Annotated in this window: 18 protein-coding genes and 5 pseudogenes; 11 read left to right on the forward strand and 12 right to left on the reverse strand. The window is 59.7% G+C overall.

What is annotated here, in order from left to right; genetic code table 11:
• Positions 1-194: hypothetical protein (locus C8024_RS14085; RefSeq protein WP_173206303.1), on the reverse strand; the 194-nt coding region annotated here is incomplete at its 3' end.
• A gap of 187 nt (positions 195-381) precedes the next feature.
• Between C8024_RS14085 and C8024_RS14090 the strand changes: the two are divergent.
• The 6 genes and pseudogenes from C8024_RS14090 to C8024_RS14115 all read left to right on the forward strand — a co-directional run bounded on the left by C8024_RS14090 (position 382) and on the right by C8024_RS14115 (position 7714).
• Positions 382-1946 (forward strand): annotated as a pseudogene (locus tag C8024_RS14090) (amino acid permease).
• Positions 1947-2070: 124 nt separating this feature from the next.
• Positions 2071-3657, forward strand: coding sequence for an NAD(P)/FAD-dependent oxidoreductase (locus C8024_RS14095; protein WP_173206306.1), 1587 nt, complete (start codon positions 2071-2073; stop codon positions 3655-3657).
• Between the two features lie 279 nt (positions 3658-3936).
• Positions 3937-4113: a hypothetical protein gene (locus C8024_RS14100; RefSeq protein WP_173206309.1), complete on the forward strand. Its 177-nt coding sequence runs from the start codon at positions 3937-3939 to the stop codon at positions 4111-4113.
• A gap of 5 nt (positions 4114-4118) precedes the next feature.
• Complete coding sequence (locus tag C8024_RS14105; protein WP_254305942.1) at positions 4119-5489, forward strand: sulfatase-like hydrolase/transferase; 1371 nt, start codon at positions 4119-4121, stop codon at positions 5487-5489.
• 4 nt (positions 5490-5493) lie between these two features.
• Positions 5494-7266, forward strand: coding sequence for a hypothetical protein (locus C8024_RS14110; RefSeq protein WP_173206315.1), 1773 nt, complete (start codon positions 5494-5496; stop codon positions 7264-7266).
• A gap of 70 nt (positions 7267-7336) precedes the next feature.
• On the forward strand, positions 7337-7714 hold the full coding sequence (locus tag C8024_RS14115) for a VOC family protein (RefSeq protein ID WP_173206319.1): 378 nt from the start codon (positions 7337-7339) through the stop codon (positions 7712-7714).
• Positions 7715-7724: 10 nt separating this feature from the next.
• Here the strand turns inward: C8024_RS14115 and msrB are convergent.
• From msrB to C8024_RS14135, 4 genes and pseudogenes are all read right to left on the reverse strand, one after another.
• A pseudogene (msrB, locus tag C8024_RS14120) lies at positions 7725-8230 on the reverse strand (peptide-methionine (R)-S-oxide reductase MsrB).
• 80 nt (positions 8231-8310) lie between these two features.
• A complete protein-coding gene (locus tag C8024_RS14125; RefSeq protein ID WP_100092617.1) occupies positions 8311-9627 on the reverse strand; it encodes a cytochrome P450 in 1317 nt (438 codons plus the stop codon).
• Positions 9628-9806: 179 nt separating this feature from the next.
• Positions 9807-10940, reverse strand: coding sequence for an ABC transporter permease (locus C8024_RS14130; protein WP_367947352.1), 1134 nt, complete (start codon positions 10938-10940; stop codon positions 9807-9809).
• The gene (locus C8024_RS14135; RefSeq protein ID WP_173206322.1) at positions 10937-11899 is read right to left on the reverse strand and encodes an ABC transporter ATP-binding protein; all 963 of its coding nucleotides are present in this window, start codon (positions 11897-11899) and stop codon (positions 10937-10939) included. The genes C8024_RS14130 and C8024_RS14135 overlap by 4 nt, the downstream gene beginning before the upstream one ends.
• 44 nt (positions 11900-11943) lie before the next feature.
• On the opposite strand from C8024_RS14135, the pseudogene queG reads away from it, so the two are divergent.
• Positions 11944-12997: pseudogene (queG, locus tag C8024_RS14140) on the forward strand (tRNA epoxyqueuosine(34) reductase QueG).
• Here queG and C8024_RS14145 read toward each other — a convergent pair.
• Positions 12983-13360 carry a hypothetical protein gene (locus C8024_RS14145; RefSeq protein WP_254305940.1) on the reverse strand — a complete coding sequence of 126 codons (378 nt, stop codon included), beginning with the start codon at positions 13358-13360 and terminating at the stop codon, positions 12983-12985. The pseudogene queG and the gene C8024_RS14145 sit on opposite strands and share 15 nt — an antisense overlap.
• Positions 13357-14037: an EI24 domain-containing protein gene (locus C8024_RS14150; protein WP_100092613.1), complete on the reverse strand. Its 681-nt coding sequence runs from the start codon at positions 14035-14037 to the stop codon at positions 13357-13359. The genes C8024_RS14145 and C8024_RS14150 overlap by 4 nt, the downstream gene beginning before the upstream one ends.
• Positions 14038-14143: 106 nt before the next feature.
• Here C8024_RS14150 and C8024_RS14155 point away from each other — a divergent pair, with 106 nt between their 5' ends.
• A complete protein-coding gene (locus C8024_RS14155) occupies positions 14144-15142 on the forward strand; it encodes an adenosine kinase (protein ID WP_100092612.1) in 999 nt (332 codons plus the stop codon).
• Here C8024_RS14155 and C8024_RS14160 read toward each other — a convergent pair whose 3' ends face one another.
• The 3 genes and pseudogenes from C8024_RS14160 to tsaD all read right to left on the reverse strand — a co-directional run bounded on the left by C8024_RS14160 (position 15143) and on the right by tsaD (position 18770).
• Positions 15143-16624 carry an oligosaccharide flippase family protein gene (locus C8024_RS14160; RefSeq protein WP_173206341.1) on the reverse strand — a complete coding sequence of 494 codons (1482 nt, stop codon included), beginning with the start codon at positions 16622-16624 and terminating at the stop codon, positions 15143-15145. It lies immediately after the preceding gene.
• A gap of 222 nt (positions 16625-16846) precedes the next feature.
• Positions 16847-17739: pseudogene (locus C8024_RS14165) on the reverse strand (NAD(P)H-dependent glycerol-3-phosphate dehydrogenase); the annotation flags it as partial.
• Complete coding sequence (gene tsaD / locus C8024_RS14170) at positions 17736-18770, reverse strand: tRNA (adenosine(37)-N6)-threonylcarbamoyltransferase complex transferase subunit TsaD (protein WP_173206326.1); 1035 nt, start codon at positions 18768-18770, stop codon at positions 17736-17738. The gene tsaD and the pseudogene C8024_RS14165, both read right to left, overlap by 4 nt.
• Before the next feature lie 91 nt (positions 18771-18861).
• Here tsaD and hemC point away from each other — a divergent pair, with 91 nt between their 5' ends.
• Genes hemC through C8024_RS14185 form a run of 3 tightly spaced genes read left to right on the forward strand, consistent with a single transcriptional unit; the run spans position 18862 to position 21464 of the window.
• Positions 18862-19767 (forward strand): hydroxymethylbilane synthase, encoded by a 906-nt coding sequence (hemC, locus tag C8024_RS14175; RefSeq protein WP_254305941.1) that lies wholly within the window; start codon positions 18862-18864, stop codon positions 19765-19767.
• The gene (locus C8024_RS14180) at positions 19764-20450 is read left to right on the forward strand and encodes a uroporphyrinogen-III synthase (RefSeq protein WP_173206329.1); all 687 of its coding nucleotides are present in this window, start codon (positions 19764-19766) and stop codon (positions 20448-20450) included. Before hemC ends, C8024_RS14180 begins: the two co-directional genes overlap by 4 nt.
• A 45-nt stretch (positions 20451-20495) precedes the next feature.
• On the forward strand, positions 20496-21464 hold the full coding sequence (locus C8024_RS14185) for a hypothetical protein (protein ID WP_173206332.1): 969 nt from the start codon (positions 20496-20498) through the stop codon (positions 21462-21464).
• On the opposite strand, the pseudogene C8024_RS14190 reads toward C8024_RS14185, so the two are convergent.
• Both C8024_RS14190 and C8024_RS14195 read right to left on the reverse strand, forming a co-directional pair.
• Positions 21461-21867 (reverse strand): annotated as a pseudogene (locus tag C8024_RS14190) (acyl-CoA thioesterase). The gene C8024_RS14185 and the pseudogene C8024_RS14190 overlap by 4 nt on opposite strands.
• The coding region (locus C8024_RS14195; RefSeq protein ID WP_173206335.1) for a prolyl oligopeptidase family serine peptidase at positions 21864-22357 on the reverse strand (494 nt) is incomplete at its 5' end. The gene C8024_RS14195 and the pseudogene C8024_RS14190, both read right to left, overlap by 4 nt.

The raw sequence follows: 22357 nt of genomic DNA on the forward strand, positions 1-22357 counted from the left end.
TTTGCTGCCAGATCGGCCTGTTCATCGAGGCGGTTGATGGCCGCAAAATCGGCGAGCCATTGCGTCTCTGGATATGTGGTCGCCGAACCCGCCGCCAGATTTCCCGAGCCATCCTGTGCCGCAACCGGGATATCGCCAAAGATCACGGTCGCTCCGGCAACCAGCGACATCAGCATCTTCGATCGTGGAGACATAGCGTTCATCCTTCCGGTTCACCCGAAAGGCTAACAATGGCGACTACTGTTGTAAACATGGAATATAAGGCGCGATTCTGCTGTCGATTGATGAATTTCCAAAATCGTATAAGCCCCATCGAATCCCACTTGCGCATTGCGAAAATCGGCGTAATCCAAGCGCAGTTTTTCGGGACAGGATTGCTGCATGGCTTTCAATCTTTTCGGACGTATCAAACCCCTCGACGCAATATTGGAAACGGCAGAGAAAAAAGCGCTCACCCGCTCTCTCGGCCCCGTTCAGCTCACCTTGCTGGGGGTGGGCGCGATCATCGGCACCGGGATTTTCGTGCTGACATCGGAGGCGGCGCAGAAGGCCGGGCCGGGGATGATGTGGAGCTTCGTGATCGCCGGGCTGGTCTGTGCGGTTGCGGCGCTCTGCTATTCGGAACTGGCCTCGATGGTGCCGGTATCCGGTTCGGCCTATACCTATACCTATGCGGTGATGGGCGAGCTGCTGGCCTGGATGGTCGGCTGGGCGCTGATCCTCGAATATGCGGTGGCGGCGAGCGCGGTTTCGGTCGGCTGGTCGGGCTATTTCGTCGGGCTGCTGGCCAATGCCGGAATCCATTTGCCGACGGCGCTGACCATTGGCAGTTACGCGCCGGGCGGGCTGATCAACCTGCCGGCGCTGGTGATTGCGCTGCTGGTTACCTTTCTGCTGATGATCGGCACCAGCGAGAGCGCCAAGGTCAATGCGGTGCTGGTCGCAATCAAGGTCACGGCGCTGACCATGTTCATCGTGCTCACCCTGCCGATGATGCAGGGGCAGAATTTCGATCCGTTCCTGCCCAATGGCTGGTTTGGCGAAAGCCGGGGATTTGGTGCAGTCGGCGCGGCGGCCTCGATATTCTTCGCCTATGTCGGTTTTGACGCGGTATCGACCGCGGCGGAGGAAACCAAGAATCCGCAGCGCAATGTGCCGATCGGCCTGATCGGCAGTCTGGCGATCTGCACGGTCTTCTATCTGCTGGTGGCAGCAGGCGCGATCGGTACGGTCGGGGCGCAGCCGATCGTCGACGCAGCCGGCAATGTGCTTGCACCTGGCAGCAGCGAATTTGCCGCGCAATGCCAGGCTCTGCTGACAGCTGGCCATGAACCGCTGGTCTGCAGCCACGAAGCGCTGGCCTTCGTCTTGCGCACCATCGGCCAGCCGGCATTCGGCAATGCCATTGGCATCGCCGCCTTTCTGGCGCTGCCCTCGGTGATCCTGATCATGCTGTTCGGCCAGACCCGGATTTTCTTCGTGATGGCGCGCGACGGATTGCTGCCGGAAAAGCTCGCTACGATTCATCCGAAATGGAAGACGCCGCATATCGTGACGGCGATTACCGGCGTCGCCGTGTCGATATTTGCGGCTTTCCTGCCGGTCGGGAAGCTCGCGGATATTTCCAATTCGGGAACCTGTTTGCTTTCCTGATGGTCGCGGTGGCGGTGCTGATCCTGCGCCGGAAGGATCCGGGCCGGCATCGTCCGTTCCGTACGCCTCTGGTCTGGCTGGTCGCACCGCTGGCCATCATCGGATGCCTGGGTCTTTTCTACAATCTGCCTCTGGAAGCAAAGCTGGTCCTGCCGATATGGGGCGGGATCGGATTGCTGCTCTATTATGCTTATGGTTACAGAAAGAGCCATGTCGGGCGCGGCCATGTCGAGGTGCACGAAGTGGATATCGATGCACCGCCGCAGCCGGTGCCACCGATCAGCGACCAGTGAGCCACGCGGACGGCCTGCAAATTTCAGAGCGCCATTAACTATCTGCTAACCAATTTCGTTCACTCCTGTTTCTGAAACATGAACGGCGCGGATATGCGCGCGCCACGAACAGGGAACGGACTTTATGACCAGACAGAGCACGCCCGCAAATTCTCCGGTAGACGTCGCCATCATTGGCGCGGGGCCGGCTGGCCTGACCGCCGCCTATTTGCTTTCCAAGAAAGGCTATTCGGTCACGGTGATCGAAAAAGACCCCAAATATGTCGGCGGGATCAGCCGGACGGTGGAGCATGAAGGCTTCCGCTTCGATATCGGCGGGCACCGCTTCTTTTCGAAAAGCCAGGAAGTGGTTGATCTGTGGAATGAAATCCTGCCCGATGATTTCATCCAGCGCCCGCGGATGAGCCGCATCTATTATGAAGGCAAATTCTACAGCTATCCGCTGCGCGCTTTTGAAGCCTTGTGGAACCTCGGTATCTGGCGCTCGACATTGTGCATGGCGAGCTATGCCAAGGCGAAGGTTTTCCCGAACAAGAATGTGAAGAGTTTTGAAGACTGGACGGTTAACCAGTTCGGCTACAAGCTCTATTCGATCTTCTTCAAGACCTATACCGAGAAGGTCTGGGGCATGCCATGCGACGAAATGTCGGCGGACTGGGCGGCCCAGCGGATCAAGGGATTGAGCCTCTGGAACGCGGTGACCGACGGCCTGAAACGCTCGCTCGGCCTCAACAAGAAACCCAATGACGGACAGGAAGTCAAAACCCTGCTCGAAACCTTCCGCTATCCCCGCCTCGGACCCGGCATGATGTGGGATGCCGCCAAGGCCCATGTCGAGGCCAAGGGCAATGAAGTGCTGATGGGCCATAGCCTGAAACAGCTCGCCCAGGATGCCGAAGGCAACTGGCGGGTGAGCGCGACCAGCGCCGATGGCGAGACCATCATCCATGCGAAACATGTGATCTCGAGCGCGCCGATGCGCGAGCTTGCGACCCGTATCCATCCGCTGCCGCAGTCGCTGCCGGAAGCGCAGGACCTCAACTATCGGGATTTTCTGACCGTGGCGATCAAGGTGAAATCCGACGATCTGTTCCCTGACAACTGGATCTATATCCATGACGATCGCGTGCAGGTCGGTCGCGTGCAGAATTTCCGCAGCTGGTCTCCCGAAATGGTGCCGGACGAAAATATCGCCTGTGTTGGCCTGGAATATTTCTGTTTCGAAAATGACGGCCTCTGGTCCTCGTCTGACGAGGATCTGATCGAGCTCGCCAAGAAGGAAATGGCGATCCTCGGCCTGTGCAAGCCTGAAGATGTCGTCGGCGGTTCGGTTGTCCGTCAGGAAAAGGCCTATCCGGTCTATGACGATGCCTATGAACAGAATGTCGCCACCATGCGCGATGATCTGGAAAAGCGTTTCCCGACACTGCACATGGTCGGTCGCAACGGCATGCACCGCTATAATAATCAGGATCACGCGATGATGACAGCGATGCTGACGGTGGAAAATATCGAGGCTGGCACCCGCAAATGGAATGTCTGGAACGTAAACGAAGACGCCGAATATCACGAAGCGGGTGATGAAGGTGCGCAGCAGGTGATCGCCGAGGAAATCAGCGAGGACCGCGTCGCAGCGCTTGAAAGCATGCGTGATGTGCCAAAGCGGATTGAGGAAGTCGCGCCAGAAGCCAAACCATCCAAAGCGGCGTAAGCAGGATGGAACGCAGCGGCGCAGACAGACGGTCAACCATCGGCAGCTGGATAGGCAATCTGCCTGCTCCGCTGGCGCTGCTCAACCGCTTCTCGATCACACGTTATCTGCTGGCGAGCGTCGTCAGCCTGGCGTTTGACGTGGCTCTTTTCATGATCTTGGTCGCCTTTCTGTTCGATCCCGGATGGCGTCGGCTGCGGGCTACAGCGCGGGCATCGTCGTCCACTGGTTCATTCTTCGAACTTTGTATTTCCCGGCAAGCGCCGCGAGGGCACCGCATTGCAGGTGCAACGCTTTGGTTTCATCGCTACTGCGCTGCTGGGGCTGGGCATCACCGTCAGCATGGTCAGCGGACTGACCAGTGCAGGTGTGCTGCCGGTACTGGCCAAGGCGGCAGCGGTGGCTGTCAGCTTCTTCGCGGTCTATTTTGCCCGCAAATATGGCGTGTTCCGGTGAGCTATATGGATATGGCCATCGAAACGCCGGTGACCCAGCATCGCTTCAGCCCGGACTTCAGGAGATTTCTCAACTGGGCTTTGGTCTGGATAGTGCTGGCCAATATTCCGTTCATGGCGATGTGGATGGTCGGTGCGCCGCCGCGTGCTATTCCGATTGCGCTGGCGGGGCTCGTCGGACTGATCGTCAAGCGCATGCCGCGCGTGGTTCAGTGGATCGCCTTTGTAGCCGTGATGACCTATTCCCTGCTGTCCTTCGTCTCCGGGCTGTTCAGCCTGACGCTCGACTCGCTGGTCTATTCGCTGCAGTTTTTCGCCGAAATCAAGCCGGGCAATTCGATCGAATATATTGCGGCAACAGTGGTCCTGTTCGGCATTTTGATCGGCAGCTGGTTCCTGCTCAAGCGCGACACCAATTTTGCCAAACCGCTGCATATCCTGCTCGGCGGAGCGTTGATCTTCGGACTGGTCGGCGCCGATGCCGCGGTCGGCGAGGGCATGCGCGGCCATTATTTCCGGCCCGCACCGGTCGGCGCGGCTTTTGAATCGGCGGTCAACAAGTCGGGCTTTATTGCCCGTGCCGATGGCAAGCGCCATCTGGTTCTGATCATGGTGGAATCGCTGGGTGTCCCCAAGGATAATCAGGCGATGTCCGACAAGCTGTTCGCTTTTTATAACAGCAGCGCCGTCAAGGAGCGCTACGAGGTTAGCCAAGGTACGAGTCTCTATTATAACAGCACCACGTCCGGCGAGATGCGCGAACTTTGCGGCCGCTGGGGCGACTATTATGAATTGCTCAAGAGCGATGACCCGAAGACGCTCGATTGTCTGCCGGCGCAGCTTGCCGAAAAAGGCTATGCGACCCAGGCGATGCACAGTTTCAAGGGGCCATTCTTCAAGCGCGAAACCTGGTATCCGAAAATCGGCTTCCAGAAGCGCGAATTTGCCGCCGATCTGGAACAGCGCGGCGCGGAATGGTGCGGCGGGGTTTTCGCTGGTGCCTGCGACCGTCAGGTGCCAAAGATGCTGGCTGATAATCTGAAGCGTGCGACACAGCCGACCTTTCAATATTGGCTGACCCTGAACACCCATCTGCCGGTTCCGACCGGGCAGAATCTCAACGCCGAGAATTGCGAGAAAGTTTCGGTCGAACTGGCCCGTGACTATCCGATGATCTGCAGACAATTTGCGATATTTGACGATATCGACAGGGCGCTGATCGCCGAAATTACCGCGAGCGATTTCCCGGATGCGGATATATTGCTGGTTGGCGACCATATGCCGCCGTTTTTCGACCGCCATCACCGTTCGCAATTTGACCCGGAGCGCGTTCCGTGGCTTTATCTGAAAGCCAAGGGCGCAACGCCCAGGGGATAAGAATTTGGAACGCTTGCGCGGCAACCTGCCCATATTATTGATCTGGCTCGCAGTCTGCGCGCTGCTGGTTCTGATCACCCGCAGCCAGATCATGAGCGGCATTGGCTGGGATCCGGACGACCAATTGCGCATGGTCCAGCTGCGCGACTGGCTCGGCGGGCAAGGCTGGTTTGACACCACACAATATCGGATCGGCGAACCGGACAGCCAGCCGATGCACTGGCCCCGCTGGATCGAACTGCCGCTGGCTCTCGTATTTCTTCTGCTCAAGCCACTGGTGGGAGCAGCAACCGCCGAAACCGCGGCAATGGTAATCGTACCGTTGATCACGCTCGGTATCGCCATGTGGCTGGTTGCAAAAATCACGGAACAGGTTTTTGATCGCCCGATCGCAATTCTCGCGGCGACCCTGACGGCGACGGCTGTCCCGATAGTCGCACAAATCCGGCCGATGCGGGTAGATCACCACGGCTGGCAGATCGTCCTCGCGCTGGCGGCTCTATGGACCATGTTCTGGCCCGACAAGCGCAAGGGGGGCATCGCGCTGGGCGTGGCGCTCGCGCTTTGGCTTTCGATATCACTGGAAGGACTGCCGATATCGGCCGCTTTCGTCGTTCTTCTGGTCTGGCGCTGGCTTTTCCGGACCGAAGAGGGAGTCCGGCTTTTCTGGACCCTGCTGAGCTTCCTGATCGCGAGTTTTCTGCTCTATTTTGGTAGCCAGGGCTGGTTCGATATCGCGATCAACTATTGTGACGCGCTGTCGCCCGCGCATCTGCTTGCCTGCGCGGCCGGGGCCGCCATCATATTACCGGCGATCAGGTGGCTGCCGGCGAATATCCCGTTGCGCGTTGCCAGTCTGGCCGTCGCCGGACTTCCGGCTTTAGCCATATTCTACGCTCTTGCACCGCAATGTGTCGGTGGAGCGTTCAACACGATGGATCCGCTGGTTCGCGAATATTGGCTGGTCAATGTCCTTGAAGGCCTGCCGATCTGGTATCAGAATGGCAAGACCATGGTCACTCTGCTGGGCGGCTCAATCATCGTCGGGCTGGGCAGCCTGATCTACATCGTCCGGACCCGGCCCGACCGGATTGACGGCAGCAAATTATTCATTCTTGGCTATGCCTTTCTCTGGGCCCTGCTGCTGTCCCTGTTCGTCCAGCGGGCCACCGCGGTTGCGGCGGCCTTCGCCCTGCCGTTTCTCGCCTGGGCGGTGCATCGGGCGTTCGTCTGGGCCCGGGGTATAAAGAGAGTGCCGGCACGGATATTCGCCACCGCAGCGGTCGTGTTGCTGATCATGCCGGGGCCGCTGGCGGTCGCCCTGTTCAACGGGGTCGGCGATGACGAGCAGAAGCCCGAAAACAGCCCGGAAAATGCCATGTGCAAGAGCGATGAGTCACTGGCCCGGCTGAATGCCTTGCCCCGCTCCAATATTCTGGCCCCCTTTGATTTCGGCCCGCGCATTTTGCTGCTGACCCCGCACAGCGTGCTTGCCACCAGCCACCATCGCAACGATCAGGCAATGGGTGACCAGATCAGGATATTTACCGCATCGCCGGACGAAGCCCGTCCTTTGATGGAGGCCCACAATATCCGCTATATCGTCACCTGCGACGGGGAAGCCGAGCTGGGCATTTATGCGAAGAAACATCCCGACGGTCTGTGGGCCGGATTGGCGAAAGATGAAAAGCCGGACTGGCTGCAATCTGTCCACATTCGGGACAATGGCCTTAGAATCTGGCGGGTGACGGCAAAAGGCTTGCCTAACGATATCTAAACCATGATAGGTTTGGCTCGATGGTCGCACATTGAGATGGTCGCAGGCAATAAGAACCACGGAGTTTTAAATGGCAAGGGTCACCGGTCTCGGTGGAGTTTTTCACAAGGTGAAAGACCCGGCAGCAACACGGAAATGGTATAAGGACTATCTCGAACTGGGCGGGGAATATGGCCCGATGCTCAACTGGTCGGATGAAAAGGGTGACAAACCCTATAGCCTGATCAGCCATTTCCCGGACACCACCGAATATCTGAAACCCAGCGAAGCGAGCTTCATGATCAATCTGCGGGTTGATGATCTGGATGCCTATGTCGAAAAGCTCAAGGGCAAGGGCCTCGAGATACTCGGCCATATTGACGAAGGCTATGGCAAATTTGCCTGGATCCTGGATTGTGACGGGATCAAGCTGGAATTCTGGCAGCAGGTAGACGCGCCGGAAAGCTGAACCTTGCAGTTCAGGCAGGAATGAATTTCAGCGCCAGTCCGTTGAGGCAATGACGCTTGCCGGTCGGTTTCGGGCCGTCATTGAAAATATGTCCCAGATGCCCACCGCAGCGCGCGCAATGGACTTCGGTTCGCGGATAACCGATCTTGTAATCTCGCGATGTTCCGATCCGGTCCTTGGAGATCGCGCCCAAAAGCTCGGCCAGCCGGTGCCGCTGTCATATTTCTTGTCGGATTTGTAGAGGCCGAGATTGCAGCCCGCGCAGGCGTAAACACCCGCGCGTTTCTCCTTGTTCAGCGGGCTGGAATAGGCCCGTTCGGTGCCTTCCTCGCGCAAGATACGGTAGCGGGCGGGCCCCAGGCGACGTTTCCAGTCCTCTGCCGAGCGGTTGATCGCGAATTTCCCGCCCGCCCGCGCTTCCGCTTTGCCGAAAAGCCCCGAGACGCTGGCAGCGCCGACTGCTCCGGCCGCGACCAAAGTACCGGATATAAGAGTGCGCCGGTTGAGTGATTTCATCTGCAATCCTTTCCGCTATTCCTGAATCATTCGACGCAGGACGGATAAAGGTTACAGATAGGGGCCTGAACGGAAACTGATCAATATTTCGAAAGCTCGACTTCCAGTTCGCGGAAGCCGTGGACGAAACAGGCATGGACGCGGCGATGCTTGCCGGTCGGATTGACCTGCATCCGGCGCTTGTGCATTTCCTCCAGCAATATCCGGATCTGGAGTTCGGCGAGACGGGCCCCGACACAGCGGTGGATGCCATAGCCGAACGCCAGATGCCGCCGCGCATTTTCGCGGTCGACGATGATCTTGTCGGCTTCCGGGAAAACCTCTTCATCGCGGTTGGCCGAAATATACCACATGACGACCTTGTCGCCTTTCTTGATCTGATGCCCGAACAGGTCATGATCTTCCAGAGCGGTGCGCCGCATATGGGCGAGCGGGGTCTGCCAGCGGATGATTTCCTGCACGGCATTGGGGATCAGGTCCGGGTTCTCCTGCAGCTTTTTCCGCTCTTCGGGGAATTGCCCAAGACCATAAGCAACACCAGACATGGTATTGCGGGTCGTGTCATTGCCGCCGACGATCAGCAGCACCAGATTGCCCATGAATTCCATGTGATCCATGTCGCGCATATGTTCCGAATGGATCATCATCGAGATCAGGTCGGGTGTCGGCTCGGCATTGACCCGCTCGTTCCAGAGCTTGGTAAAATAGGCGCCCATTTCGAAAAGAATCTGGCGGCGCTGTTCGGTCAGGTCTTCCGCGACCGACAATTCGACATCGCCAGCCCAGTCGGACCAGTAGGTCAGCAGCCTGCGGTCTTCCCAGGGGAAGCCGAACAGGATCGCCAGCATGCCGGTCGTCAGTTCGATCGATACCTTGTCGACCCAGTCGAATTTTTCACCCCATGGCAGGCTGTCGAGCACTTCTTCGGTGCGCTGGCGGATCTCGTCCTCCATCCGCTTCATCTCGGTCGGCGTGAAGGCCGGCGCTACGGTGCGGCGCTGTCCGGTGTGCTTGGGCCGGTCCATCGCAATGAACATCGGCAGCTGGAAATCGGAGTCGTCGAAATCGGGTTCCGCGATGGTGATGCCGCCATGGGCAACGTCGGATGAGTAAATATCCGGCAGCGCCTCGACATGCTGGATCGGCTTGTAGGTGGTGATATTCCAGAAATCCCCGTGCACACCACCCTCGATCTTGTTGATCGGTGCCTGTTCCCGCATTTCGGCGAAAGGCTTGCGCCACAGATCCTTGCTGTACAGTTCCGCGCGGCTGACATCCCAGGGGTTGGCATCGGTGTCCGCGATTGAAGGGTGGGTCTTGTACCATTCTTCCAGCGCCTCGTCGGCGGTAGGGGATGTGGTCAGATTATTAAGGTCAATTTGCGGTACGGATGCCATAAGTCTCTCCTGCCGTTGCTTGTGTCAGCAATCGGTTGCGTTTCAAAACTCGTTCAATCTGCCGCTATTGACAGTAATGTCAATGTCTTTTCGGCAAATGGCGTGAATCGCGCGACTATTTTCCGGTGACGCGGGCGAGCAGGCCCTTTTTACGTGCAGCCTGGCCGGATTTCATCACATTACGGCGGAACAGCATCACCGAAAAACGGATGATGATGATCGTGAAAACAGCCTGCCAGATCAGCGCCAGGCCATGTTGCCAGATATTGTCCATTTGCGCCGCGCGGGCGATCATCGCGAACGGCGAGCTGAACGGGAACAACACGGCAAACCATTCGACCGGTTCGCCCAGCTTGGTGATCGAGGAATAGGCGAGAAAGAAGACCAGCAATTGTCCCATGGTCACCGGCATCGACAGGGTTTGCACCTCGCGAACCGTGGTGGCCATCGCGCAATCCCGAGAAACAGCGAGCCGAGCAGCAGATAGGCCATGGAAAATAAAGGATCAGCAACAGGCAGAACAGGGGCCAGCCGACGGCGGGTGACGGCAGCGCGGCCCAATTGCCGCCAGCCAGAAGCGCCACGGACAAGCCCATGGTGCTCCACACCGTGATTCCGACGAGCGCCATGCCCAGCATCGCAAAAAGCTTGCCGAGAAATATTGCGTCCATCGGGATCGCTGCGGCCAGGATCTCGATGATCTTGTTGGTCTTTTCCTCCACCAGGTTGGACAGCACCATGCCCGCGAGGATCATCGTCAGCAATATCAGGATTGCCTGACCGGCCTGGGCCGTCAGCAACTGGTTGCGCTCGCTGGAACTGCTCGTCTGGCCCACGAATGTTGTCGTGATATCGACTGTGGCAGGCTGGGACAGCGCGGTTTCCGCTAGCAGGGCGACTTTGCCCTGCCATCGCTTGACGTCGCGTTCCGACCCGGTCAGCACCGGCTTGTTCAAGGTCCCCGACAGAATGGCGGTCAGAGATGTCTCGCTGTTCAGTTTGGCGATTATGTTGGTTTCCTGTCCGGAAATATCGGCCAGGACAATGAACTCCGGCAGGGCTTTTGTACCCAGATTCTCCGACAGGCGGGACCGCGCCGACATCAGGCTCTCCGCTGCTTCGCTGCCCATGGCAATGCCAATGACCGGATTGTCGATATCCTGAGAAACTTGCGCTCCCAGACCGCCCGCAGCTACCGCGATTCCGATGGGAAACAGAGGGCCGAGCAAAAAGAAAAAGAAGGATTTGGAAAATATGATGGCGGTGAAATCGCGACGGGCGATGACAAAAGCGGCGCGGATTGTTTCGATCATGCTGCTGCCTCCACATCATTGTCTTCGGCGTCTTCGTCCATCTTGCGGGCAGCCGCTTCCCCGGCGATCTCGACAAAGGCGTCGTGCAGGCCGGGCCGCTCGATCGACAGGGATTCGATTCCCGCACCGCCTTCCACCAGTGCGTGGAGCAGGGGCTCCACACCGCTTTCCGGCAGGGTGAAATGCCAATTGTGTCCGAGGGGTATGCAGTCGGCTGGGATAGCCGTGCGCCAGGGCCCGTCAAGATTGCGGGTTTCGAGATGGACTTGCGGGCGCAGCCGGTCCCGCGCTGCTGAAACCTTTCCCTTGAACGGGATTTTGCCGTCGGCGATTATCGCGATTTCTTCGCAGAGCCGCTCGGCATGCGCGATTACATGGGTGGAGAAGATCACCGTCACGCCCTTGTCTGCCTGGGCCCGGATCAATCGTTCGAGCTTGCCCTGGTTGAGCGCATCGAGGCCCGAAAACGGCTCGTCGAGAATGATCAGGTCGGGATCGTGCACCAGCGTGCCGAGCAATTGTACCGTCTGGGCCATGCCCTTGGACAGTTGGCGGATTTGCTTGTCGGCGGCATCGCCAAGTCCATGATCTTCCATCATCCTGCGCCCGCGCTTACGGCCCTCGGCGAGCGGCAGTCCACGCAGCGCGCCCATGAAGGCAATCGCGTCATAGGCTTTCATCGATTGATAAAGCCCCCGCTCCTCCGGTAGATATCCGACCTGATGTGCTTTTGAAATCGGTTCCGCCGAGCCCAGCAGGTAGCGTTCGCCTTCGTCGGGGTCGATGATCCCGAGCAGCATGCGCAGGGTCGTGGTCTTGCCCGCTCCATTCGGTCCCAATATGCCAAATATGCTGCCCTTGTTGATGGTCAGGTCGATGCCGTTTACAGCCGCTTCACCATCAAATCTCTTGACGATATTGCGGGCCTCGATGGCATATTCGGAATGGGGTGCGTGCATTTACGGCTTTCATAACTGTCGGGAGTGTTTGATAGGGAAAGCCTATGCCGGATGACAAGTTAAGATTGACCAAAGCGCTGGAAAACAGGGCGAAGGATGAAGGCTTTGCCGCTGTCGGTATCGCTCCGGCCAGACTGGCACCCGAAACCGGGTTGCGTCTGCAGCAATGGCTTGATGAAGGCCGTCAGGGTGACATGCTATGGATGGTCAACCGGGCCGACAAACGGTCCGATCCGGCAACCCTGTGGCCTGATGTACAGACGGTTGTCATGCTGGGCATGAGCTATGCGCCGGCGGTTGATCCTTTGCCCTAGAGCCCGTGTCCGATCACGGCCGGATTTCGGTCTATGCCCAGGGTCGGGATTATCATGATGTTGTGAAAAGTGCGCTGAAGCGCACCGCCCGCTGGCTGGTCGAGCAGGCGGAGTGCGAAGTGAAGGTCTTTGTCGACACCGCGCCGGTGATGGAAAAGCCGCTCGCCGAAGCTGCCGGACTTGGCTGGCAGGGCAAGCATACCAATGTCGTCAGCCGCGAACATGGCAGCTGGCTGTTTCTCGGCGCAATTTATACGACCCTCGATCTGGAACCGTCCAAGCCGGGAAGGGACAGTTGCGGCAGTTGTTCTGCCTGTCAGGATATTTGTCCGACCGGCGCCTTCCCCGCGCCCTATCAGTTAGATGCCCGGGCTTGCATTTCCTATCTGACGATCGAGCATAAGGGGCCGATCCCGCACAAATATCGCAAGGCAATCGGCAATCATATCTATGGCTGCGATGATTGTCTCGCGGTCTGTCCGTGGAACAAATTTGCCAAGGCAGGTGCGGCGAACAAGGCATTTCTGCCGCGCGCCGAACTGGCCGCGCCCGCTCTCGTGGACATTTTGGCGCTCGACGATGCCGGTTTCCGACAGGTTTTTCCGGATCTCCGATCAAGCGAACCGGCCGAGACCGCATGGTCCGCAACGCGCTGATCGCAGCGGGGAACAGTGGCGATACTGCGCTAATTCAACCGGTTCAGGCGCTGCTCGAAGATGAGGATGACGTGATCAGGGAAGCGGCCGGCTGGGCGCTTGATCAGTTGGCGTCAGCGCAGCCTTAGCGCATTGACGCAGCTGACCCGGTCGACCGCTGCGCCGTCGCTGCGGCGAGTATCGATATGCGTCACGCGCTGGCTTCCGCCGTTTTCCTGCGGATAGAGATAGGCGTCGAGGATGCAGACACCGCTGGCGAACTGCAGTTTCCGCGCAGGTGGTTCCGATATGTCCAGTTGGGGATTGCCGAACAGGCGGGTCAGCTGGTCAGCGGTCTTGCCCATGACGATTTCCAGCCCTGCCACGGAACTGAGCGGCGATCCCGACACGGCAGGCAGTCCTGTGCTTCGGGGCGTCGTGGCGGTCGAGGCGCAGGCGGCCAGCGCCGGCAGGCTGAGCAGGACAAGAAACTTGGCTTTCATGCGGATCATTCTCTTTTCTTTCCGTGCACCAGATGGGTAGCCATAGCGGCTGCCAAAACCGGCGCAAGAAAATTGACGAAGGGAATGGCGAGCAACAGCGCGGCGGCCAGCCCGAGAACAAATCTTTTTGCCTTTGGAAGGCTCCATTCCGTGGCGAGGCTTTGATGGTCGCTGGCATGGCGTGCCGCGACCATGTCCTGCAGGTCGCGGCCCAGAAGAATGGCATTGATCGCGAAAAAGGCAATCGGAACGCCGACGCCGGTGACCAGCAGCAGGACGTAGAGCGGTATCGCAAGAATATTGTAGCCGAGCGCGCGGGCCGCGGACGCCAGCCCCATTCTCATGCCCGCTCCATAGCCCGGCGGCTTCGCACTTTCTGCCCGTCCCGGATAATATCGCCGTTCCACCGCATCGACAATGTCGTCCGAGAAGATGTTGAGGACAAAAATGGCCACGATCCGGAACAGCAGGACTCCTGTCATTATGGCGATGATTGCGGCGGCAGCGGCGGCGGCAAATCCGCCATCTGACCAGCCCAGCCATGCAAATAGCCACAGCAAGCCAAAATAGGCCGCAACGCCGAATAGCGCGAATAGCAACAGGGTGAGCAGAATGACCTTCAGCAGGATCTTCAATATCGCGCGGTCGGTGAGCTGCGCCAGAGCGCGGGTAAAAGCCTCTATCATGTCCGCTTCATGTCACGATTGGCAAGCGGGCGTCAATTCTGCTTGATGGTCCAGACCCAAATCCCTAACGCAGCCGCAATAGTGCAACCAGCCCAGAGGTATATTTATGACCACCGAAGCCCGCTATGATATCGTCGCCATCGGCAACGCGATTGTCGACGTCATCTCCCAGTCCAGCGACGAATTTCTGGAAGAGGAGCAACTGGTCAAGGGCAGCATGGCGCTGATTGATGCCGACAGAGCGCAGGAATTGTACCGCGACATGGGGCCGGCGCGCGAAATCAGCGGCGGTTCGGGTTCCAACACGCTGGCCGGCGCGTCCACCCTGGGGCGCCAGTGCGCGCTGATCGCGCAAGTGGCAGACGACCAGCTCGGAGAGGTCTTTGCCCATGACATTCGGGCAACCGGGATCGATTTTGACGTGCCGCCGCTGGGCAAGGAGCCGCCGACGGCGCGCTGCCTGATTTTCGTCACACCCGACGCGCAGCGGACGATGAATACGTTCCTTGGCGCATCGCAATTCCTGCCGCCGGCTGCGGTTGACGCCGATCTGATCGCCAGCGGCGCGATTCTCTATCTCGAAGGCTATCTGTGGGATGCCGACGAGCCGAAGGCTGCGATGGCGCTGGGGATCGACATTGCCCGGGAAAATGGCCGGAAAGTTGCCTTCACCCTGTCCGACACTTTCTGTGTCGACCGGCACCGGGCGGAATTTGTCGGTCTGATCGATGGCGGCAAGATTGACATTCTCTTTGCCAATGAAGCGGAAATCATGATGCTGGCCGAAACCGAGGATTTTGACGCTGCGGTTGCGCAAACGGCTGCCAAGGTCGAGACGCTGGTCGTCACGCGAAGCGAAAAAGGGGCGATCGCGGTTCGGGACGGCAAGACAACCGCTGTTGCCGCGGAGCCCGTCGACCAGATCGTCGATACCACCGGTGCCGGTGACCTTTTTGCCGCCGGCTTCCTCAGCGGTTACATTGAAGAGCGCCCGATGGATGAATGTCTAACCATCGGCGCGGTCGCTGCAGCGGAAGTAATTTCCCATTATGGCGCGCGTCCGGAAGCCGATCTGCGGGCGCTGGTGGAAAAACGGCTGGGCTAATCAGCCTTTCATTTTGAATAGCGTCCGGTCCTCTGGTCCAAAGCCCCATTTCCAGATGACCCAGGCGTAGCTGCCAAGGATCATGGGTATGCCGACGATCAGCTCTGCCCATTCGGGCAGGCGGGTCGCGAGAAAGCCGACGGCGCTGGCAACGCCTATGGCGATCAGCAGGGTCCAGCGCCAGCCGTTGACCGGCGCATCGAGCAGCTTTGACAGGAATATTGCCTTCACCACCGAAGCATAGGCGAGGGCGACCATCAATGCTGCCGCGACCGCCGCCGCCTGATGCAGGGGCCCGAGGCCGAGATAGACGCAAATCTGGATGAAGGCGACGCTGAGCGCAGCCTGCAACAGCAACATCGACAGCGAAATCAGCAGATTGCGATGGCGGGCGATATAGACCAGCGCGGATTCGCTGACCACGGCGGTTGCGGCCACGGCTTCGGCTGCCAGCAGGAAGGCCAGCGCGCCGGTGCCGCCGACAAATCCCGGACCGACAAGGCCCATCACGGCTTCGCCTGGAATCGCCAGCGCCAGGGCAATGCCGACCTGCGCTGCGATGATCCAGAATCCGACCTGGCTGACCTGGCTGGCGATAGCCTTCATATTGCCGGCCTCCAGATTGCGCGTGATGACCGGCCCGAGAATGGGGTCGAAGCTGGTCTTGAGCTTCTGTGGCAGGCTCGCCACCTGCTGGGCGATATAATAGACGCCCACGATCGCCGGCGATGCGAACAGGCCGAGGATCGCCAGATCCAGCCGCCGCGACCCCCATTCGGCGGCGTCGGCAGCGGCAAGGGGCATGTTGCGGCGGGCCATCCGCGCGATTTTCAGCGGCTCCGGTCGCCAGCCGTGCGGCAGGCCATAGCTTTTGAACAGGGGCCACAAAGAGGCCGCCAGTGCGGCGATCATCGACACGACGTAGGAGAGGATCAGGCCGTCGCGCAGCGAATAATAGGAAAAGAGAAAGGCGGCGATGCTGATCGTCCACGGCTCGACAATCGACCGGGCGCGCACCGTCGAGGCAATATCGTAGCGGTAGGCGAGCGCAGCGAGCGCGATATCGGCGCCGACAACCGTGAATATGACCAAGGGCAAAAACCGGTCGAGACCGTTGATCTCGCTGTTCGGGAACATGATGAAGGGAAAAGCGATAAGAATGCCTGCGGCGATCCCCGACGCCAGAAAGCTTACCAGCAGCCCGTCCCAGACGACATGGACATGCGGCCTCTGGGTCTTGCTCAGCTGGGCCGCCAGCCCGCGCTTCAGCCCGAGCGTTGCCAGTTGAGCGGCGAATTCCACCACCAGTATCGCATAGGCAAAGCGGCCTAGCGCTTCTGCACCATAGATCCGGCCGGCGATGAACAGAAAGGGCAGGCGCGCGGCGAGGCGCAGCAGAAAGCCGAAAATATTGGTCCGCCCGCCTTTGGCCAGCGCGGCAATATCGTCCTTGCTCTTGTCGGCGGGTGTGTCGCCATCAATTGGCGGTGCACCAGCCGTGCTGATGATTCAGGACTGTTCAAATCGCTCTCCGGCTGGTCCGCTCCAGGACAGACTGTCTATAGCAGTTTCGGTATTTTGTCATCATCATGGCTCGCCGGTCTATCTGCGTTCGGAAACCAGCGGCCTTTTCATGAGCTGGGTGACTACAGACTGAACATCGGCCTTGCCGGCAAGCAGGGCGCAGACGGCGTCGACGATCGGCATATCGACCTGGCGTGCTCTTGCGTCCTGCTGGAGGACCGGGGCCGTGGAAGCTCCTTCGGCAACCGTTGTCCGGTCCGACAGAAGCGATTCGGCTGACTGGCCCTCTCCCAGCCCACGGCCGAGCGAGAAATTGCGCGAACTGGTGGAGGAACAGGTGAGCACCAGATCGCCAAGGCCGCAAAGCCCGGCAAGCGTGTCCGCCCGGCGCCGCGCGCTGCCCCATAGCGGAGCATTTCGGCAAAGCCGCGACTGATCAGGGAGGCGCGGGCATTTTGCCCCAGACCCGCCCCGTCGACCACGCCGCAGCCAATCGCCAGCACATTCTTGACCGCGCCGCCGATTTCCGCGCCGACGACATCGCCGGAATAATAAGGCCGGAAACGCGGCTTGGCGATCAGTGGTTTGAGCCGCTCCCAGAGCGCTTCGCTTTCGCAGGCCAGCGTCAGGGCGGTCGGCAGGCCTTGCGCCACTTCATGGGCGAAGGTCGGGCCGGACAAGACAGCGAGGTCGTTGTCCGGTCGCACGATCTTGGCAACTTCGCTCAATAGCAAGCGGCTGCTTGCCTCGATCCCCTTGCAGCACAGGATCAGCCCGGCACCGGAATCGGGTAGCGCCTGCAATGTGGTGCGCAGATGTTGTGCCGGCGTGACGAGCAGCAGCACATCGCAGGCCGCCATTGTGCCTAAATCCTGCGTTGCGCGGATATTGTCGCGGAGCCGATGGCCCGCCAGAAAGGATTTGTTCTCGTGGGTGTGGTTGATCTGGTCAACAACTTCAGGCTCGCGGGCCCACAGAAGGAACTCGTCCTGATTTTCCGACAGAACCTGCGCCAGGGCCGTGCCCCAGGCGCCCGCGCCGATGACGCCTATTCTGGTGGTTGTAGCACTCATGCCTTCACTCCCGCACCGCGCGCTTTTTCAGCCGTAGGGTCCAGCGGCCAGCGCGGCCTCGCGACGAAATCGAGGGAATCGGTCAGGCCGGCAGCAAAGCGCTCGGCACCGGCCCAGGCAATCATCGCGGCATTGTCGGTGCACAGCCACTGCGGCGGCGCGGTAAAGGCCATGCCGTTCTCTTCTGCGACTTCTTCGAGCATGGCGCGGATCGGTGTATTTGCCGCGACACCACCGGCGACAACGAGATGAGCGCAGCCGGCATGATCGCGAATCGCTTTTTCCAGCCGGTCGCGCAGACAATCCACCACCGCTTGTTGGAAGGACGCAGCAATATCTTCCGGCCGGTACGCACCGTTTTGGTGGGCGCGTACGACTGCGCTTTTCAGACCGGCGAAGGAAAAATGCGGTTCGGCTGATTTGATCAGCGGACGGGGCAGGGGAACCGCAGCCGGATTGCCCTCCCGCGCAAAGGCCTCGACCCTGGGGCCACCCGGATAGCCAAGACCCAATATTTTCGCGGTCTTGTCGAAGGCTTCGCCCGCGGCATCATCAATCGTTGTGGCCAGCCGCCGATACTGTCCGACGCCTTCGACGCGCAATATCTGGCAATGGCCGCCGGAAACGAGCATCAACAGATAGGGAAAGGCCAGATCGGGATTGACCAGTCGTGGTGACAGGGCGTGGCCCTCGAGATGATTGACAGCGACCAGCGGTTTGCCCGCCGCCATCGCCAGCGCCTTGCCGGTAACCAGCCCGACCATCACCCCGCCAATCAGGCCGGGGCCTGCTGTGGCAGCGATCGCGTCGACATCGTCCAGCGATTTTCCTGCTTCTTCCAGTGCGGCCTTGATCAGCGGCGTCAGAATCTCGGCATGGGCGCGGGCTGCGATTTCGGGGACCACGCCGCCATAGGGGGCATGTTCCGCCTCCTGGCCAGCGAGTTTGTGCGCCAGAATCTCCCGATCAGACGTAACTAGCGCGGCTGCCGTTTCATCGCAGCTTGATTCAATTCCCAAGATCAGGCTCATGACGCTTTTACTTAGGCGCTCAAGCCATTAGGACAAGCGCTATCATGAGCGACAACGCCAAAAAGAGATTCTCGCCGGTCTGGACCGGCCCTTGCGTATCGGTACGCGCCAATCCCCGCTGGCCATGGCGCAGGCGCAGATGACCGCCAATGCGCTGCTAACAACCCATGGATGGCGGCCGGATCAGGTTGAACTGGTGCCGATGATCGCCACCGGCGACCGGATACAGGACCGCGCGCTTGCCGATGTGGGGGGCAAGGCTTTGTGGACCAAGGAACTGGATCACGCGCTCGGGAATGGTGAAATTGACTGCGCGGTGCACAGCATGAAGGATGTCGAGACCATCCGGCCGGAGGAATTCATTCTCGCAGCGATGCTGGAGCGGGCCGATATCCATGACCGGCTGATCGGAGCGGAGTCGATCGATGCGCTGGCGGAAGGAGCCATTGTCGGCACCGCGTCCCCGCGGCGCAAGGCACAGCTTTTGCGGCAGCGGTCCGATCTCGATATCAGACTGATTCGCGGCAATGTGCAGTCCCGGCTGCAGAAAATCGAAAATGGCGAATATGACGCGACGTTGCTCGCTGCCGCAGGCCTGAAACGTCTTGATATGGAAGATGTGGGCAGCGAAATTTCCGATGAGGTCATGCTGCCAGCTCCGGCGCAGGGCGCGATTGGTGTTGAAGCGCGATCCGAAGACCCGCATGTCCGCAAGCTGATGCACGCGATCTCCTCGACGAACACATTTCGTTCCGTCATTGCCGAACGCATGTTTCTGAAACAACTGACTGCAGATTGTCATAGCCCGGTTGCAGCCCTGGCGACGATTGACGGATCCACCATTCATCTGCGCGCAGAAATTTTGCTGCCCGATGGATCGGAGCATATCGAAGGGGCATCCAGTTTCGACACCGGCGATGTCTCGGCGCCCGGCATATTGGCCGACAAGCTGCTGGGTCAGGCGAGCGCGGAGCTAAAGGCCGTATTTGGACGATGACGCTGCCGCTGCTGATTCTCCGGCCGCTCGACGGGGCGCTGCAGACCGAACGGCGAGCGGGGGATCTGGGGCTGCAAACAGTGGTTGATCCGCTGTTCACGGTTGAACCGATATCATGGTCCGGTCCGGTGGCGGCTGATTTTGATGCCCTGCTGCTGACCAGCGCCAATGCAGTAAATTATGGCGGAGACCGGCTCGGCGATTTAGGATCACTCCCCGTGCTTGCGGTCGGTCAGGCAACCGCTTCGACCGCACGACATGCAGGTTTTAACGTGCTGCATAGTGGCGATTCCGGCGGACAGCGATTGCTGGACCAGCTGGAGGACAATCGTTTCCGTCGCGTCCTGTGGCTGGCTGGCGAGCAGCATAGCCTGCTGGACCCGGGCGATCGGCAAATGACGGTCGTTCCCGTATACCGGTCGCGGGCCATGGCATTGGGGGAGAAGGCCATAGCCTGCCTGAAAATCGAAACGATAATCCTGCTGCACTCGCCGCGGGCGGCAAGGCATCTGGTCACCGAACTCGACCGGTTGCACATAAAGCCGGATCGGCATCATGTGTTGGCCTTTTCCGCAAACGTCGCGGCAGCGGCAGGAGCGCAATGGAAAAGCCTGCAGGTCGCGGACCGTCCGGACGACGAGTCTTTACTGTCTCTGGCGACCCGACTATGCCAGAGGGAATGAGAATATTTGGTTCGCCATGACGCCGGGCCGGGAAGGAAAGCCGGAATGAGTCGCGATTATGAAAGGCTTTCGCCATCGACAGGCAAGAGCAATTTAACGCGTAATGTGCTGATTTTGATGGTTGTGGCTTTTGTCGGCGGGGCGATCCTGACCGGATGGATATTGTCCCGCTACAACCCGTTCGACACCAGCTCGGACACGGAAGCTGCGGCGGTTGCCGAGGGGACCGGTACCCAGGTGGCGCCTGATCCTGCAACCGCGCTGGCCAACCGTATCGATGCCGACGGCAGCGTCCTGCCGACGCCGGCACAAACCGCAGAGGCCAGTCCTGCAGCTACCTTGACACCCGATCTGGAGCGCGCGTTGGCGGTGCGCGTTGCCGATCTGGAAGATCGCCTGTCGCGGATCAATGTGCAGGCGCAGGCCGCATCCGGCAATGCGGCGCGGGCCGAGGGCCTGTTGATCGCCTTTGCCGCCCGCCGGGCGCTGGATCGCGGTTCGCCACTTGGTTATATCGACCCGCAGTTGCGGCTGCGTTTCGGTGATGCCCAGCCCAAGGCGGTAACGACTATTGTCAACGCCTCCCGCCAGCCGGTGACGCTGGAAGAATTGTCTGCTGGGCTGGACGAACTCGGTCCCACGCTGATGACCGGCTCGAGCGGTGCAGGCTTCTGGGCCGACTTCCAGCGGGAGTTGTCCGAACTCTTCGTGATCCGCCGCGAGGGCACACCTTCGCCGGCTCCGCAACAGCGCCTGATCCGGGCGAGCCGCTATGTCGAAACGGGCAATGTCGATGCCGCGATTGCGGAAATCGAAAAATTGGCCGGAGCCGACAAGGATGAAGAATTCTTGCAATGGATGGAAAAAGCCCGGCGCTATAATGAAGCACGGCGCGCGCTTGACGTGATTGAAACTGCGGCGATACTCGAACCGCAACAGTTGCGGACCGCCGAAGGGGAAAGGGTGGACCAGCCCTCACCGCTTGCTCCGTCCACGGCGATACCCGCGCCTTAGGTTTCCAGAAACAGCGCCGCTAGATCGGCAGGAACCCGCACCGGCTTGCCGCTTGCCCGATCGATGATCGCCCAGTTGGTTTTGCTGCGACCTTTGTCCTGCCGTCAGGGCCGGTAAAACAGACGTTGCGCCAGAAGCGGGCACCTTTGGGCGGTTCGGAAATCCAGGTGCGTCCGGTCACGGTTTCGCCGGCTTCGACATTGCCGCTATAGTCGATTTCGTGCCGCATCACGACCCAGATATATTGATCGATAGCCTGTTGCGGTGCGACGGCGTTCCAATGGGCTGTCGCCATATCCTGGATCCAGCGCACCCAGACCGCATTATTGACGTGGCCGAGTTCGTCTATGTCCTCCGGTCGGGCGGTGATCGAAAGAGCGTAGGCCGTCTCCGGCGGTTTCATTCGGATATGCCCATCTGCCAGAGGATGAAGGCGAATTCCTCTGCGGTTTCTTCCAGCGCGTTCCAGCGACCCGACTTGCCGCCATGGCCGGCGCCCATATTGGTCTTGAGCAGCAGGATATTGTCATCCGTCTTGGTTGCGCGCAGCCTGGCGGTCCATTTTGCCGGTTCCCAATAGGTCACGCGCGGATCATTGAGTCCGCCGGTGATCAGCATCGGCGGATAGGCCTGCGCTGTCACATTGTCATAGGGCGAATAGCTGCGGATATATTCAAACGCTGCCTTGTCGGTTATCGGATTGCCCCATTCCGGCCATTCACCGGGGGTCAGGGGCAGGCTTTCGTCCTGCATGGTGTTGAGCACGTCGACAAAGGGTACATGCGCGACCACCGCGCCCCATAGTTCGGGATCGCTGTTGACGATCGCGCCCATAAGCTCGCCGCCTGCTGAACCGCCCGAAGCAGTGATCCGGCCCTTGCTGGTGTAGTTTT

The sequence above is a fragment of the Sphingopyxis sp. BSNA05 genome (assembly GCF_013265645.1).
GTDB lineage: Bacteria > Pseudomonadota > Alphaproteobacteria > Sphingomonadales > Sphingomonadaceae > Parasphingorhabdus.